The sequence below is a fragment of the Streptomyces sp. YIM 121038 genome, assembly GCF_006088715.1.
Lineage (GTDB): Bacteria > Actinomycetota > Actinomycetes > Streptomycetales > Streptomycetaceae > Streptomyces.
Genome location: NZ_CP030771.1, coordinates 9,798,311 through 9,813,225, shown reverse-complemented (window position 1 = coordinate 9,813,225; position 14,915 = coordinate 9,798,311). Strand labels below are relative to the sequence as shown.

Here is a 14,915-nt window from a genome sequence, read left to right as displayed (position 1 = left end):
ACGGGTTGCTCCCGGCAGGGCGGGGCCGGGACGTGCTCACGCCGGAGCTGGGTGTGCTCAGGAGGTGCGGGTGCGGCGGGCGGTGCGGCCCGAGATCTGCACGCGGTCGACGGTGCCGGTGGCGGCGTCGCGGTGGAAGCGTCCGCCGGGCTCGCGGCGACCGGTGGCCGGGTCGACCAGGTCGCACGTCAGGTCGGCGTAGCAGACCAGGGGCAGCGGGAGGTCGCCGTCCACGGACAGCGCTGGGGAGCCGTCGACGTCGAGAGTGATCCGGTATTCGAGGGCGCCGTTGCGGTAGGTGCCGGCGCACTCGGGGAGGGCGATGGGTTCGCCCCGCTGTGCGGGTGCCGGAGCGGTCGGCACGCGTACGCCGGTGAGCCGGGTGAGGTCGTCGGCGAGGTCCTGCCACAGGGCGGTGGCGCCGCCGGCGTTGCCGGTGAAGGCGACGACCACGCCGCTGTCGGGCTCGGCCCGCAGGTGGCAGGAGGTGCCCTGGGCGTTCCCGTCGTGGCCGCACCACCAGCGGCCGTCCTCCTTGAACAGCGCGACGCCCAGGCCCCAGGCGTCCGCGAGGACCCCCGGGTCGGCGCCGGGCACGGGGGTCCGCATGAGCGCCGCGACGGCGGGCGGCAGCACGGCGGACCGGCCTGTCAGGGATCTTCCGAGGGCCGCCAGGTCGAGGGCGCTGGCCAGCAGGGCGCCCGCCGGTGCCTCGACGGCGGCGAGGTTCTGCCGGGCCGGGCGCGGTTGTCCGGTCGCGGTGTTCAGCGCGTGGCCGACGGCGGCCGTGCGGGCGGGGGCGGGCTCGCCGAGGTAGGCGGCCGTGGTGCCGAGGGGCTCCAGGAGCAGGGCGCGGACGGCCTCCTTCCAGGTCATGCCGGTGACCGACTCGATGATCCGTCCGGCGGCGATGTAACCGGCGTTGGAGTACGAGAATCCGGCTCCGGGCGCGAACAGCGCGTCCCGGGCGGCGCAGACCTCCGCCAGATAGCGCGGGGCGGTCGTCCCGGCGGCGGTGTCCGAGTCGGGTCCTGTGGGCAGCCCGGCGGTGTGGCTGAGCAGGTGACGTATCGTTACCTCAGGTAACGCGCGTAGCTCGGGTATGAACGAGGCCGCGGGGTCGTCGGGCTCCAGATCGCCGTCGTCGGCGAGGAGCATCACGGCGGCGGCGGTGTAGACCTTGGTGACGGACCCCAGGGGAACGGCCGTGTCCGCGGTGAACGGAGTGCCGGTGGAGGCGTCGGTGGTGCCGGTGTGCACGCTGACCACGTCCGTCCCGGTGTCCACGGCCAGGTGGGCACCGGGGACCCGGTGGGTGCGCGCGAGCACATCGAGACGATCTTGCAGGACTTCGCTTAAGCGGGACGGCGACCGCTCGATGATCGTGGCGGCGGTGGTGTACGGCATGACGAAGTGGCTCCCGTTAACAGTGGCTCAGGGCGGGTGGCGCGACGGCCGGCGGGCTCCGGGCCGGGCGTGAGGGCGCGGGTGATTACGGTCTGACGACGTCGACCGGCAGGTGGCGGACGCCGACGAGGACGGCCGGGTTCTGGTACGTGACGTCGCCGTAGGAGGAGACGGAGAGGTCACGGAAGCGGTCGAGCAGCATCCGCAGCGCGATGCGGGCCTCCAGGCGGGCCAGGGGCGCGCCGAAGCAGAAGTGGATGCCGTGGCCGAAGGTCAGATGGGGATTCGGGCTGCGGGTCACGTCCAGGACGTCCGGCTTGGTGAAGCGGTCGGGGTCGCGGTTGGCGGCGCCCAGGTGGGCCATCACCAGGGTGTTGGTGGGCAGTTCGTGACCGCCGAGGACCACGGGGCGGGTGACGCGCCGACCCAGTTCGGGGAAGGGCGGCAGCCAGCGCAGCACTTCCTCGATGGCGTCGGGCAGCCGTGCGGGGTCGGCGCGCAGGGCGGTGAGCGTGCCGGGGTTGCGGTCGAAGGCGACCAGGGCGTTGCCCAGGAGGGCGGTGGTGGTGATGTGTCCGGCCACGAGGAGCAGGGCGACGAACCCGACCATCTCCTGGTCCTCCAGGCGGACTCCGTCGACCTCGGCGGCGATGAGCTTGCTGATGAGGTCGTCGCCCGGCTCGGCGCGGCGGCGGCGGATGTGGTCCAGGACGTAGCCGTTCATCTCGCGCACGGTCGGGGCGATGGCTTCGAGGGCGCGCTCCAGGTCGGCCATGTCGGGCGACTCGCCGAGCTGGTCGCCGCCGAAGAGGGTGGCCGCCCACTCCTGGAACAGCGGGTGGTCCTCGGTGGGGATGCCGAGGAGTTCGGCGATCACGATGATGGGCAGGGGGTAGGCCAGCGCGTCGACCATGTCGATCCGGTCGTGGTCGGCCACCGCGTCGAGCAGACGGGCGCACACGGCTTCGATGCGCGGTTCGAGCCCGTGCACCACGCGCGGGGTGAACGCCTGGCTCACCAGGGTGCGGAACTTGCGGTGCTCGGGCGGGTCCATGCCGACGAAGTTGCCCTGCCTGAAGGCTTCGAAGTCCTCTTGGGAGGGGGCGATCGGGGTCATGTCCGAGGAGTACGTCGCCGAGTCGGCGAGCACGGCGGCAACCCCTTCGTGGTTTACGACGTGCCACACCCCCTGCGCCTCGTCGTGGCGGACCGGGCCGGCCTCGCGCAGGGATCGCCACTGTTCGGTCAGCGCGTCGAACAGTAAGTGGCCCTGCGTCGAGGAGCTGTTGGTCGAATTGCTGGTCACTTCTCTCCCTTGGGTGGGGGGATGCGGAGGCACGACGAAAGCAGGGGGTGGGGTGGTCGCTCGGGCTGAGTCGACTCCGGCACGCGGGGCGGGGCCACCGTGGCCGGATGCGGGCCGCATGTCCCCGCGCGCGCCGAAGGGCCCCACGCGGTGAACGCGGTGTGCGGGCAGGCCGATGGAGCGTCCGTCACGGAGGGCGGGCAGGCCCTAGCGGCGGGCGGTGGTGTCCTCACCGACCCGCACGCCTGCTCTCCGCCGTCACCGGGGCCGCTTGGCCTGGCTCAACACGTCCGCCCCATCGCACTTCGGCTTTCCGTCCGCCCTTCGGCGAAGGGCGGCACCTGTTGTGCGAACCAAGCCGACATCACTCATCCCCCAGTGAAACGTTCCTCGCGGTGGCGCGAGATTTCCCCTTGCTCGTACGAATCGGTGGCGCGGTCCCGCGAAGACGGGACTCCCCGCTGCGGACGACAACGTACGCACATCCCATGGATGCGGTCCTGTGCTTTGCACCACGCATATTCAGAGCACCCTCGCCACAGTCTTCACGGTGGGTCACTCGATAGCAACCCCCAGAAGTTGAACGAAGGGTGCTTCCGCCGTCTGTTTTGCGTAACCGTCGAGTAGCTTTCGAACGGTCTCGTTCGAGCCTCAACAATCCAGTACGGACCGCCGCCACGCGTGTGCCCCGCCGCCCCATGACCAAACACCCAACCATAGAAATCGCCGCCTTCCGTCCACCCGCATCCAGCCAGTAACGCCTTCGACCAGGCACAGCCGCCGAGGCCCGGCCATGAACGACTACCGGGATGGAAGATGCTGACCGAATACGCACCCTCGTTGCCCACTTGCCCTCCATCCCACGACATGGACGGATCGGGGATGTCCAGCCCTCGGAGGGCCCGTCGGACGGAGGTGCAGGCGTGGCCGAATTCCATAGGGGGCGCACAGGGGCGCACAGTCACGCATTGTGCGCGGGCGCACGCTTCCGGCAGAAACTTCTTCCCTTCTTCATCTCTGTGGAATTCTCTCCGGTTAACGGCGAATGTCGGGTTAACGGCCAATGCCCTGGCCAATGCTTGGGGTATGCACGCGACAGTAGCTGACCTGTTCTCAGTGATCGCGATCGCGTCCCCCCACGTTTCCGTCAGCGCCTTCCTCTTCCTCGCCCGCTTCGACGGCGCCGCTCTCCCGCAGTCGGCGGCGCAGCTGTTCCAGGCCCCGTCGCGCGTGGCTCTTCACCGTGCCGAGCGGCCAGCCGGTGACGACGGCGATCTGCGGCTGGGTGAGGTCGTCGTAGAACGCGAGCCTGAGGACGCGCCGTTGGGCGGGTGACAGACGGCTCACCTCGTGGCTGATCATCACGCGGTCGAGCACGGCCTCCGGGTGGTCGGCGCGCCGGTCCGCGCGCGCGGGCGGCACCGCGGCCGCGAGCGTGACGAGGTCCGCCCGGCGGGAGCGGGCCGCGAGGGCGTCGGCGATCTTGTGGCGGGTGATGCCGACGAGCCATCCGGGGAAGGTGCCTCTGCCGACCGCATAGGTGGCGCGCGCCCGCCAGGCGGCGAGGAACACCTGCTGCGTGACGTCCTCGGCCTCGCGCGCGTCGCCCAGTGCCTGCCGCCCCCGCGCGTGGACCAGAGGTCCCCAGCGGTGGAAGGCGGCGGCGAGGGCGTCCTCGTCGCCGGACACGAAGCCGCGGGCGATGTCCGCGTCGCACGGCTGCCCCTCGGCCCCGTCCGCGCCCAGGTCGGCGCCGTCCGCGCCCAAGTGCCGCGGCCGGGGCGGCAGTCGGTCGGCCGCGTGCGGTCCCCGTGTGCCGTGGGTGCCGGGCGTCCGGCGAACTGTGCGGGTGGAGGGCATGACTGCGGCTCCTTAGACAAGGGGGCTGTACCGGCGCGGCGAACGGCCGGGGCGCGGTCCACCGGAGGGGGTGCGACCGGACTCCCATCGTCCGCAGGCCTCGTCGAACGCAGCAACATGCGTCGTTTATGCGTCGTATGGTGGCCGTGTGGTCGACGAACAGCAGGAAGATCGGGGCGGGGACGACGGTGCCGCCGTGACGACCGGGGCACTCGCGCGACGCCTCGGCGTCTCGCCGACCACCCTGCGGTCCTGGGACCGGCGTTACGGCCTGGGGCCCGCCGTGCGCGCGGACGGCAGGCACCGCAGATGGACCCGTCAGGACGTCGCGATGGTCGAGGACATGTGCCGCCTCACCGCCACGGGTGTGCCACCTGCGGAGGCGGCCCGCATCGCCAGGGAACGCGGCCCGGCCGAGCGGGCCGGCGGTGCGGCCCCGCCCGCCCCTGTGCGCGGCGACCGCGCCGGGGGCGGGCTGCCGCTCGGGAACGTGCGGCAGGAGTCCAGGGGCCTGGCCCGCGCGGCCGTGCGGCTCGACGCGCCGGAGGTGCAAGGCCGGCTCAACGCCCTGGTCAGGGGCCACGGCCTGACCGTCACCTGGGACGAGGTCATGGTGCCGACCCTGCGGGCCGTGGGGCGGAAGTGGGCGTCGTCCGGGGACCGTTACGTGGAGGTCGAGCACCTGCTGTCGTGGCACATCTCGACCACGCTGCGCAGCGTTCCGCTCCTTGTCCCGACGGGGCCGCCCGTCGACGCCGCCCCGGTACTGCTGGCCTGCGTACCGGACGAGCAGCACACCCTGCCGCTGGAGGCGCTGCACGCCGCCCTGGGGGCACGGGGCGTGCCCACGCGCATCCTCGGCGCCGCCGTTCCCGTGGAGGCGCTGCTCGCGTCGGTGCGCCGCGTCGGCCCTGCGGCCGTGGTGCTGTGGTCCCAGGCGCGCTCCACGGCCAGCGTCCCGCTCGCCCAGCACCTCACTTCCATGGAGTGGGGCGTGAAGGGGGCGCGGCGCAGCCCGGTGGTCCTGACCGCGGGCCCCGGCTGGGCGGGCAGGACGGTGCCGGGGCTCGTGCGCTGCCACAACCTGGGGGACGCGACGTCGACGCTCAGCGCCCTGTACGGCGACCTCCTGGGCCCGGCGGGGCCCGGAGAGCCCGCGGCCGAGGGCTGACCACCGCCCCGGCCGCGGGGATCACCGCGCGTGCCGCCCGCACGCGTGTCACCTCTTCGGCATCGCGCCTCACTTCTTCGGCATCAGCACGGTGTCGATGATGTACACGTTCGCGTTGGCGGTCCGCACGTTGCCGCACACGACGTCGGCGGAGCCGTTGACCTTGTACGACTCGCCCGTTCCCGAGGTGCGGATCCGGCCCTTCTCCAGGGTCGGGAAGGAGCCGTCCGCGAGGTCAGCGGGGGCGAGCCGCTTCCCCACGACGTGGTAGGTCAGGATGCTGGTCAGCTGGGCCTTGTCGCTGAGGACCTGGTCCAGGTCCGCCTTGGGGATCTTCGCGAAGGCGTCGTTGGTGGGTGCGAAGACCGTGATGTCCTTCGCGTTGTTGAGCGTGTCGCCGAGTCCGGCCTTCTTGACCGCGGTGACCAGGGTCGACAGGGCCGGGTTGTGCGAGGCGGCCGTGGCGACCGGGTCCTTGGCCATGCCGTCGAAGCTGCCCGCGCCGTTCTGGGGAACCGAGGCGCAGGCGGGGCCGAACGGCTCGTCCGCGCTCTTCGCGCCGTCGGCGGAGGCGTCCTTGCTCGCGTCGTCCCGCGCGGCGGAGGACTTCTTGCCGGAGGCGCCGTCCTTGCCGCCGCCGTCGTCCGAGCAGGCGGAGAGGGACAGCGGCAGAACGGCCGCCGCGGTCAGGGCCAGGGCGACACGGCGGATACGGAAGGTGCTGCTCATCATCTGCTCCTCGATGGGGGGTGGGCCTGCGGAAGCGGAACTTCTGGTGTGCTCCGTACGCCCGTGATTCGAAGCTGTGGCCCTTCCGGCTTGGTGATTCACCCCAGGAGATCGACATGTTCCGAATCCGTGCAGGTCAGCAGGGAGCTGTCAGCGGAATTCGGGTGGTGCGGCGCGGTGTGCTCCACCCGTGGCCCGGCACCAATCCGCCCCCGGGAGCGGCTACGGATGTCCCGTATGAGCGATGAACTGAGAACCTCTGGGCGTCGAACGGCCCGCGGGCGGGGCGTCTTGGGGTCGTTGAGCGGACCGCTGGCGGGTTACACGGCCCTGGCCGTGGCCGAGCTGGTGTCGGCCGCCGTGCGCCCCGAGGCCGGGCCGGTGGTCGCTGTCGGCGGCGCGGCCATCGACCGGACCCCGGCGTCCCTCAAGACGTGGGCGATCCGCTCCTTCGGCGCGAACGACAAGCTGGTCCTGCAGCTGGGCATTCTCGGCGTCCTGGCCCTGTTCGCCCTCGCCCTGGGGCTCCTGGCCGCACGGCACCGGCGGGTCGGCTCCGCGGGCGCACTCCTCTTCGGAGCCGTCGGGGCGCTCGCCGCGACCGGCCGTCCGGACTCCGTGGGCGCGCGGGACGCGCTGCCCTCCGTCGTGGGCGCCCTGGTCGGCGCGGCGCTGCTGTACCGGCTCGCCGGGCGGCTGCGGCCCGCGCCGCCCGCCGCCGGGCCCGGGGGTCCCGGGAGCCCCGGGTGGGACCGGCGCGGGTTCCTCGTCATCGCCACGACCGCGGCCGCCGCGTCGACGGGTGCCGGGCTGCTCGGCCGTGCGCTGCACGGCGCGGACGCCGAGCGGGCGGTGAAGGCCCGCGACCGCGTCACCCTGCCGCCGCCGTCCTCGCCCGCCTCCCCGGTGCCCCGGGGAGCGGCGCCGCGCGTGCCGGGCATCAGCCCGTTCACCACGCCCAACGCGGACTTCTACCGGGTGGACACCGCCCTCGTCGTGCCCAAGGTCGTGCCGTCGTCCTGGAGCCTGCGCATCCACGGCAGGGGCGTCACCCGTGCGCTGCGGCTCTCCTACGACGACTTGCTGCGCATGCCCCTCATCGAGCGCGACATCACCCTCACCTGCGTGTCGAACGAGGTCGGCGGCCCCTACGCGGGGAACGCGCGCTGGATCGGCGTACCGCTGGCAGGGCTGCTCGCCCGGTGCGGCGTCGAGCCGCCGTCCCGGGGCGGCCCCGCCGACCAGCTGGTCGCCCGCTCGGTCGACGGAATGACCCTCGGCACGCCCGTGGAAGACGTGCTGGACGGCCGTGACGCGCTGCTCGCGCTCGGCATGAACGGCGAGCCGCTGCCCTTCGCCCACGGCTTCCCGGTCCGCATGGTCGTACCCGGCCTCTACGGGTACGTGTCCGCCTGCAAGTGGATCGAGGACATCGAGCTCACCACCTTCGACGCCTACGACGCGTACTGGGTCAAGCGGGGCTGGGCCCAGCGGGCCCCCGTCAAGACCCAGTCCCGCATCGACACCCCCCGGCCCTTCGCCCGCCCCGAGCCCGGCACGGTCATGATCGCCGGTGTGGCGTGGGCCCAGCACCGCGGCATCGCCGCGGTCGAGGTCCGCGTCGACGACGGCCCCTGGCGCAGGGCCGACCTCGCCGCGGAGGACACCCGGGACACCTGGCGTCAGTGGTCCCTCCCCTGGAAGGCCACGTCCGGGCGCCACACCCTGACCGTGCGCGCCACCGACCGCACGGGCACTCCGCAGACCAAGGAGCGCACCCGCACCGTCCCCGACGGCGCGAGCGGCTGGCACTCCGTGCTCGTCACCGTCCGCTGACGCCTGCCGGGGAAGTCGGGCGGCGAGGTCAGGCGGGGAAGTCCACCAGCGCCACGGGCGGTGAGGTCGGCTCGGTCGAACCGCCCGCGGGCTCCACGGTGATGCCCATGCCGGTGGCCCCGCCGACCGGGCCCGTCAGCAGGACCGCCGCGGTCGTGCGGTCGGGGTCCATGAGCCCGGCGGGGCGCATGGACCCCTTGTCGTCGAACCACAGCTGGTAGACCTTGCCGCGTGGCGGCCTCGCCATGCCGGACGCCAGGAGCGCGGCCCGGTCGCGGCTGCTGGAGACGACCACCGTCGCCCTCGCCCCGTCGGGGAGCTTCGCGGTGCGCGCCCGCGCGTCGGGCGCGGCCAGCAGGGCGGCCAGGTCCTCGGACCGCGCCTGGGCCCGGCGGGCCGTCTCGCGTGCCTCGTCGGCCTGCCGGTGCTGCCAGACGGCGGTGCCGCCGAGCCCGGCGGCCGCGGCGAGGCAGGCGGCCAGGGCCCACCGGGACGCGCGGCGGGCCCGGTGCCACGCGGTACCGGCCTGCGGTCCCGGGCCCGGCCGCGGTGCTTCCTGGCGGACCGTGGCAAGGCGCCGCAGCACCTCGTCCTTCAGCGCGCGGCGGGGCGCGACGGCCGCCGCGAGGCCGAGCCGCGCCGCGGCGGCCGTCAGCTCCCGCACCTCTTGGGCACAGGACGGGCACCGGGCCAGGTGCTCCTCGAACGTACGGCGCTCGTCGTCGTCCAGGGCGTCGGTGGCATAGGCGCCGGTGAGCGTGTGCGGGTCCGCGCCGATGGTCATGCGCTCACTCCCAGGCAGTCGCGCAGCCGGATGAGTCCGTCGCGCAGGCGGGTCTTGACGGTGCCCAAGGGCAGCGAGAGGAGTTCGGCGACCTGGCGGTAGGTCAGGCCGCGGTAGTAGGCGAGCGTCACGGACTGCCGTTGGACCTCGGTGAGCGTGCGCAGACACCGGCGGACCTGCTCGCGCTCGAGACGGGTCTCGACCTGCTCGCTGACCTCGTCGTACTCCGGGGTGTGCGTGAGCAGTGCCGCCTTGTGCTCGCGGGCGGTGGCGGCCTCCACGGAGCGGACGCGGTCGACCGCGCGGCGGTGCGCGAGGGTCAGGACCCAGTTCATGGCCGTGCCCCGGTCCCGCCGGTAGCGCGGCGCGGTGCGCCACACCTCGACCAGGACCTCCTGGGTGACTTCCTCGGACTGGGCGTGGTCGCGCAGCACGCTGCGCACCACCCCGAGGACGGCGGCGGCCACCGCGTCGTACAGGGACGAGAACGCCTGCTGGTCGCCGCGGGCCACCCGGGCCATCAGCTCCTGGAGGTCGGGCCCCGGCGCCGCCCGGGACCCGATGTGCACGACTTCCTTCACGCGACGGCCTCCCGGAGAGCGGTGGATGTTGTTCCGTATTCCGGAGCCGACGGCCTGACGGATTGGCCCGACGCACGATTTTTCCCGGCACCGCGCGATCGGCACCGCGCGATCGGCACCGCGCGATCGGCACCGCGCGATCGGCACCGCGCGATCGGCGCCGGGCGATCGGCGCCGGGCGCCTCCCGGCCGTACCGCACGCGGAGGGCGCTCAGGTCACTCGCGCAGGCCCCCGTACCGGGCGCATCCGTCCGGCACGTTCGCACCGTAGAAGTAAGGACAGGCGCTACGGCGACGACGGACGACGAGCAGGCGAGCGGCGGGAGCCACCATGAGCGACGACGACACCACCCCGGCCGGGCAGCGCGCGGGCGGTGGTCGCCTGTGCCTGGTGACCGGTGCGAGCGGCTACATCGGGGGTCGGCTGGTCCCGGAGCTCCTCGACGCGGGCCACCGGGTGCGCTGTCTGGCCCGTACCCCGGAGAAGCTGCGTGATCACCCGTGGGCCGGGCGGGTGGAGGTGGTCCGGGGCGACGTCACGGACCCCGAATCGGTCGCGCGCGCCCTGAGCGGCGTGGACGTCGCCCACTACCTGGTGCACTCCCTCGGCACCGGGCGGGACTTCGAGGAGACCGACCGGCGGGCGGCCCACGTGTTCGGGGAGCAGGCCCGCGGCGCCGGTGTCGGCCGGATCGTCTACCTGGGCGGGCTCACCCCCGACACGGTGCCCGAGCGGGAGCTGTCGCCGCATCTGCGCTCCCGTGCCGAGGTCGGCCGCATCCTGCTCGACTCGGGGGTGCCGACGGCCGTGCTGCGCGCCGCCGTGATCATCGGCTCCGGCTCGGCCAGCTTCGAGATGCTGCGCTACCTCTCCGAACGGCTGCCGGTGATGGTCACGCCGCGCTGGGTGCACACCCGGATCCAGCCGATCGCCGTGCGCGACGTCCTGCGGCTGCTGGTCGGCTGCGCGGGGCTGCCCCCGGACGTGAACCGCACCTTCGACGCCGGCGGCCCCGAGGTGCTCACGTACCTCGACATGATGCGCCGTTACGCGGCCGTCGCCGGTCTCCCCCGGCGGCTGATCCTGCCCGTCCCCGTCCTCACCCCAGGTCTGTCCAGCCACTGGGTGGGCCTGGTGACACCGGTGCCGACCCGGATCGCCCGTCCACTGACCGAGTCCCTGCGGTACGAGGTGGTGTGCGGCGAGAACGACATCGCGCGGTACGTGCCCGCTCCGCCGGGCTCCCCCCTCGGCTTCGACCGCGCCGTCGCCCTCGCCCTGCACCGCGTCCGTGAGGCCGAGGTCACCACCCGCTGGTCGTCGGCCGCCGTGCCCGGCGCGCCCAGCGACCCGCTCCCCACCGACCCCGACTGGGCGGGCGGCAGCCTCTACACCGACGTGCGCGAACGGGCGGCCGAGGTCACGCCGGAGGCGCTGTGGGACGTCGTCGAGGGCATCGGCGGGGAGAACGGCTGGTACTCCTTCCCGCTCGCGTGGGCGGTGCGCGGCTGGCTCGACCGGCTGGTCGGCGGCGTCGGCCTGCGCCGGGGCCGGCGTGACGCGCACCGGCTCAGGGTGGGCGACTCGCTGGACTTCTGGCGGGTGGAGGAGATCGAACGCGGGCGGCTCCTTCGGCTGCGCGCCGAGATGCGCCTGCCGGGCCTGGCCTGGCTGGAGATGCGGGTGGACGACGACGGGGCCGGGGGCGTGCGCTACCGGCAGCGGGCCCTGTTCCATCCGCACGGCCTGCTTGGCCAGCTGTACTGGTGGAGCGTCTCGCCCTTCCACGCGGTGGTCTTCGGCGGCATGGCCCGCAACATCGTCCGCGCGGCCGAGCGCGCGGCTCCCCCGGCGTCCGGGCACGACGGCACCCGACCGGACGCGGCGCCACCGCATCCGGGGAGCGGTTTCCGGCCGAAGCCTTAAGTGGTCCGGAGTCCTGGGTGCCCGGGGCCCTGAGGGCCCGCAGCGGCTCCCCGCCCGCCGACAGAACTGCCCGCCCACCGAAAGAAGCTGACACGCATGCACGTCTCGGTCGTCCTGTTCACCTCCGACCTGCGCCTGGCCGACCATCCACCGCTGCGGGCGGCCCTGGACGCGGCGGACGCCGTGGTGCCGCTCTTCGTCCGGGACAGCGCCGTGGAGGCCACCGGGTTCGCGGCGCCCAACCGCGCCGCGTTCCTCGACGGCTGTCTGGCCGATCTGGACTCCGCGCTGCGTGACCGGGGCGGGCGGCTCGTGGTGCGCTCCGGCGATCTGGTGGAGCAGGTGTGCCGGGTCGTCACCCAGGCGGACGCCGACGAGGTGCACATGTCGGCGGGGCACACCCGGTTCGCCGCGCGGCGCGAGGAGCGGCTGCGCTCGGCCCTGGAGGCGGCGGGCCGTCGGCTCTTCGTGCACGACGCGGTCACCGTCGCCGTGCCGCCGGGCACGGTGACCCCCGCCGCGTCCGACCACTTCGCCGTGTTCACCCCGTACTACCGGCAGTGGGCGCAGGTGCCGCTGCGGCCGGTCATCGGCACTCCCCGCGGGGTGCCCGTGCCCGACGGGGTGGCGGGCGAGAAGGTGTGCGCACGCGACGCGAGCTCCGAGGTGTCACCGGCGCTGCCGCCCGCCGGGGAGAGCGAGGCCCGCAAGCGGGTGAGCGCGTACTGGCGCCGCGGTCTGGGCGCCTACGAGGACACCCGCGACGACCTGGCGGCCGACGCCACCTCGCGCTTCTCGCCCCATCTGCACTTCGGCACCTTGTCCCCGGTGGAGCTCGTGCGGCGCGCGCACCGCCACGGCGGTCCGGGCGCGGAGGCCTTCGTCCGGCAGCTGGCCTGGCGCGACTTCCACCGTCAGGTCCTCGCCGCCCGGCCGGACGCCGCCCACGCCGACTACCGCACCAAGCACGACCGCTGGCGCACGGAGCGCACCGCCGCCGACGACATCGCGGCCTGGCGCGAGGGCCGCACGGGCTACCCCCTCATCGACGCGGCCATGCGGCAGCTGCGCCACGAGGGCTGGATGCACAACCGGGCACGGCTGCTCACCGCGAGCTTCCTGACCAAGACCCTCTACGTCGACTGGCGGGTGGGCGCCGAGCACTTCCTGCACTGGCTGGTGGACGGCGACGTGCCCAACAACCAGCTCAACTGGCAGTGGATGGCGGGCACCGGCACCGACACCCGTCCCAACCGGGTCCTCAACCCGGTCACCCAGGCCAAGAAGTACGACCCGGACGGCACGTACGTACGGCGCTGGGTGCCGGAACTCTCCGGCGTCGAGGCCCCGTCGGTGCACGAGCCGTGGAAGCTGCCCGGCCTGGACCGCGCGGCCCTCGACTACCCCGACCCGATCGTCGAGCTCCCGTACGGGCTCGACCGCTTCCGGCAGGCGCGCGGCAAGCAGCCGTAGCGGCCGCGCGCGTCTCCCGGCCCGTCGCCCGCCGGGTGAACGGCGCCGCGGTCACCGCAGTCGGCGCGGGGCGTGGGCACGGACCTCGAAGTGGATCTCGGCATGGAGCGTCCGGGGTGCCGCGGCCGCCCTTGCCTCGGCGATCGCGTCGCGGGTGAGCCGCTGGAGGACGACCTGGGGTGCGACGCCGGGCGCGAGCGTGACCGTGACGTGGGCCCGCAGGTGCCGTGGGCGGCCGAGGAGGCGCACCCGGGCCCGGTCGACGCCGGGCGTGGCGCTGGCCCGGTCGCCGACCGCCGCCGCGAGGGCCGCACCGGACAGGGTGACGTCACCGTGCCGGGCGTGCCCCGGGTCTCCGAGCGGCAGGTGCCGCAGTCGGCCCGCCCGCGCTTCGTACGCCACCCAGGCCGCCGTCGCGAGCACCCCGAGCGCGAGCGCGGCGATCACGGCGGCGGCCCACCAGCCGTGGGCCCGCCACCGGTCGAGGGCGGCCCCGTCCAGCCACACCCGGTCGGGGTCCAGGCGGGGCAGGGCTTCGGGCAGCCGCCGACGCACGGCGTCGGTCGTCGAGGCGAGGGCCGCCCCGCCGAGCACGGCGAGGGCCCCGGTCACCAGGAGAACCGCTCTGTTGGCGGCGGAGCGCAGGCCGCTCATTCCGGCACCCCGCCACCGGCCGTGACGCCCGGACCCGACCGCAGGCGCACGCGCAGCCGCGGGGGCCGTGCGAGGCCGCACCCGGCCAGGGCGTCCTCCGCCGCGCGCGTCGCCGCTGCCACGGCGCCGCCCCGGTCCCCGAAGGCCAGCTCCGCGCCCACCCTGACCCGACGGCGGCCGACCCGCACCCGGACCCGGGTGACCCCGGGCAGCACGGCGACGGAGTCCCGCAGCAGGACGGCGACCGCGCCCCGGGGGAGGACGGCGTGCGTGTGCGCGTCGGGCGGCGCCATCGGCAGGCTCGCGCGGCGGCCCGGGGTGAGGGCCAGCACGACCATTCCCAGGCCGAGCACGACGGTCGCGGCCGCCGCGAGGCCGGTGACCGTGCCGCCGTCGGGCCCGTGCGCCGTGAGCCACGCGACCAGGCGGACCCGCCACGCGGCGGGGGCGCGCCCGGCCGCGTGCACGGCCACCACGTCGTACAGGAGCACCGCGCACCCGGCCGCGACCGCCAGGGCGCCCAGGGCGACGGGCAGGCGGCGCGGGGACCAGGGCCGCCGGGCCCGGCGCGCGGGCCGGGCTCGGCCAGGGTCACGGGTGAGGACGCGCAGGGGGCTCCCGGCGGGCCGCCCGGCTCCTCGGGGCCCCGCTCCGGCCGGTCCAGGGGCCGGTCGGGGGCCTGCCGTTCCAGGGCCCGGACGCGCACGCTGACGGGTCGCACGGCCAGGCCCGTGAGTTCGGCGGTGCGCGCGGTGACGTGCCGCTGCACCGCCAGGGCCGAGGCGTCGAGGCCGCCCGGGTACGGCAGCGCCACGGTGACCCCGACGCGGGCGTTCGCGCCCCGCACGGCCGCCGTCCCGCCGTCGGCGCGTACGCCGCCGGGGATCGGCGTCTCCGCAGCGGCGCGCTGCGCGACACGGCGGACCGCGCGGTCGGCGACGGTCGTCGTGCCGCGCGGCGCGGCGGGCGTACGGGACGCCGAGGGGCGCGGGGGCGCGGTCATCGGCGCTCCGAGCCGCGACCGCTGAGGAACTCGCGCAGGCCGACGCCGTCGTCCACGAGCCGCCCCACCACGAAGCCCACCGCGCCGAGCGCGGCCACCAGCAGGAAGGCGCCGAAGCCGCCGAACCAGCCGGCGAATCCCAGGGCCATGCCCACGATCAAACCCACCAGGGCTGTACTCACGC

14 protein-coding genes are annotated in these 14,915 nt (G+C 74.6%); 5 read left to right on the top strand and 9 right to left on the bottom strand.

The genetic code is table 11. The features are described 5' to 3' along the window. Window positions 1-57: 57 nt before the first annotated feature. The 3 genes from C9F11_RS41600 to C9F11_RS41590 form a co-directional block, all read right to left on the bottom strand. Window positions 58-1,407 carry a serine hydrolase domain-containing protein gene (locus C9F11_RS41600; RefSeq protein ID WP_138965619.1) on the bottom strand — a complete coding sequence of 450 codons (1,350 nt, stop codon included), beginning with the start codon at window positions 1,405-1,407 and terminating at the stop codon, window positions 58-60. An 85-nt stretch (window positions 1,408-1,492) separates the two neighbouring features. After that, on the bottom strand, window positions 1,493-2,713 hold the full coding sequence (locus tag C9F11_RS41595; protein WP_249402111.1) for a cytochrome P450: 1,221 nt from the start codon (window positions 2,711-2,713) through the stop codon (window positions 1,493-1,495). A gap of 1,113 nt (window positions 2,714-3,826) precedes the next feature. Then, window positions 3,827-4,573 carry a sigma-70 family RNA polymerase sigma factor gene (locus tag C9F11_RS41590; protein ID WP_138965615.1) on the bottom strand — a complete coding sequence of 249 codons (747 nt, stop codon included), beginning with the start codon at window positions 4,571-4,573 and terminating at the stop codon, window positions 3,827-3,829. A gap of 148 nt (window positions 4,574-4,721) precedes the next feature. Between C9F11_RS41590 and C9F11_RS41585 the strand changes: the two genes are divergently transcribed. Continuing rightward, the gene (locus tag C9F11_RS41585; protein WP_138965613.1) at window positions 4,722-5,744 is read left to right on the top strand and encodes a MerR family transcriptional regulator; all 1,023 of its coding nucleotides are present in this window, start codon (window positions 4,722-4,724) and stop codon (window positions 5,742-5,744) included. A gap of 69 nt (window positions 5,745-5,813) precedes the next feature. On the opposite strand, the gene C9F11_RS41580 is transcribed toward C9F11_RS41585, so the two are convergent. After that, the gene (locus C9F11_RS41580; RefSeq protein WP_138965611.1) at window positions 5,814-6,473 is read right to left on the bottom strand and encodes a fasciclin domain-containing protein; all 660 of its coding nucleotides are present in this window, start codon (window positions 6,471-6,473) and stop codon (window positions 5,814-5,816) included. 237 nt (window positions 6,474-6,710) lie between these two features. Between C9F11_RS41580 and C9F11_RS41575 the strand changes: the two genes are divergently transcribed. After that, the gene (locus C9F11_RS41575; protein ID WP_138965609.1) at window positions 6,711-8,309 is read left to right on the top strand and encodes a molybdopterin-dependent oxidoreductase; all 1,599 of its coding nucleotides are present in this window, start codon (window positions 6,711-6,713) and stop codon (window positions 8,307-8,309) included. A gap of 28 nt (window positions 8,310-8,337) precedes the next feature. Here C9F11_RS41575 and C9F11_RS41570 read toward each other — a convergent pair whose 3' ends face one another. Continuing rightward, window positions 8,338-9,093 (bottom strand): anti-sigma factor, encoded by a 756-nt coding sequence (locus C9F11_RS41570; RefSeq protein WP_138965607.1) that lies wholly within the window; start codon window positions 9,091-9,093, stop codon window positions 8,338-8,340. Further along, complete coding sequence (locus C9F11_RS41565) at window positions 9,090-9,674, bottom strand: sigma-70 family RNA polymerase sigma factor (RefSeq protein ID WP_138965605.1); 585 nt, start codon at window positions 9,672-9,674, stop codon at window positions 9,090-9,092. Before C9F11_RS41565 ends, C9F11_RS41570 begins: the two co-directional genes overlap by 4 nt. A gap of 331 nt (window positions 9,675-10,005) precedes the next feature. On the opposite strand from C9F11_RS41565, the gene C9F11_RS41560 reads away from it, so the two are divergent. Both C9F11_RS41560 and C9F11_RS41555 read left to right on the top strand, forming a co-directional pair. Then, window positions 10,006-11,601, top strand: a complete 1,596-nt coding sequence (locus C9F11_RS41560; protein ID WP_138965603.1) for an SDR family oxidoreductase — start codon at window positions 10,006-10,008, stop codon at window positions 11,599-11,601. A 96-nt stretch (window positions 11,602-11,697) separates the two neighbouring features. Then, entirely contained in the window at window positions 11,698-13,074 is a 1,377-nt protein-coding gene (locus C9F11_RS41555) for a deoxyribodipyrimidine photo-lyase (protein ID WP_138965601.1), read from the top strand. Window positions 13,075-13,125: 51 nt separating this feature from the next. Here C9F11_RS41555 and C9F11_RS41550 read toward each other — a convergent pair whose 3' ends face one another. Continuing rightward, on the bottom strand, window positions 13,126-13,728 hold the full coding sequence (locus tag C9F11_RS41550; protein WP_138965599.1) for a hypothetical protein: 603 nt from the start codon (window positions 13,726-13,728) through the stop codon (window positions 13,126-13,128). Then, window positions 13,725-14,219: a DUF6286 domain-containing protein gene (locus C9F11_RS49125; protein ID WP_249402110.1), complete on the bottom strand. Its 495-nt coding sequence runs from the start codon at window positions 14,217-14,219 to the stop codon at window positions 13,725-13,727. Before C9F11_RS49125 ends, C9F11_RS41550 begins: the two co-directional genes overlap by 4 nt. Before the next feature lie 240 nt (window positions 14,220-14,459). Here C9F11_RS49125 and C9F11_RS49120 point away from each other — a divergent pair, with 240 nt between their 5' ends. Next, window positions 14,460-14,756: a hypothetical protein gene (locus C9F11_RS49120; RefSeq protein WP_249402109.1), complete on the top strand. Its 297-nt coding sequence runs from the start codon at window positions 14,460-14,462 to the stop codon at window positions 14,754-14,756. On the opposite strand, the gene C9F11_RS41540 is transcribed toward C9F11_RS49120, so the two are convergent. After that, a complete protein-coding gene (locus tag C9F11_RS41540; RefSeq protein ID WP_138965597.1) occupies window positions 14,728-14,913 on the bottom strand; it encodes a hypothetical protein in 186 nt (61 codons plus the stop codon). The two genes, C9F11_RS49120 and C9F11_RS41540, sit on opposite strands and share 29 nt — an antisense overlap. Between the last annotated feature and the right edge of the window lie 2 nt (window positions 14,914-14,915).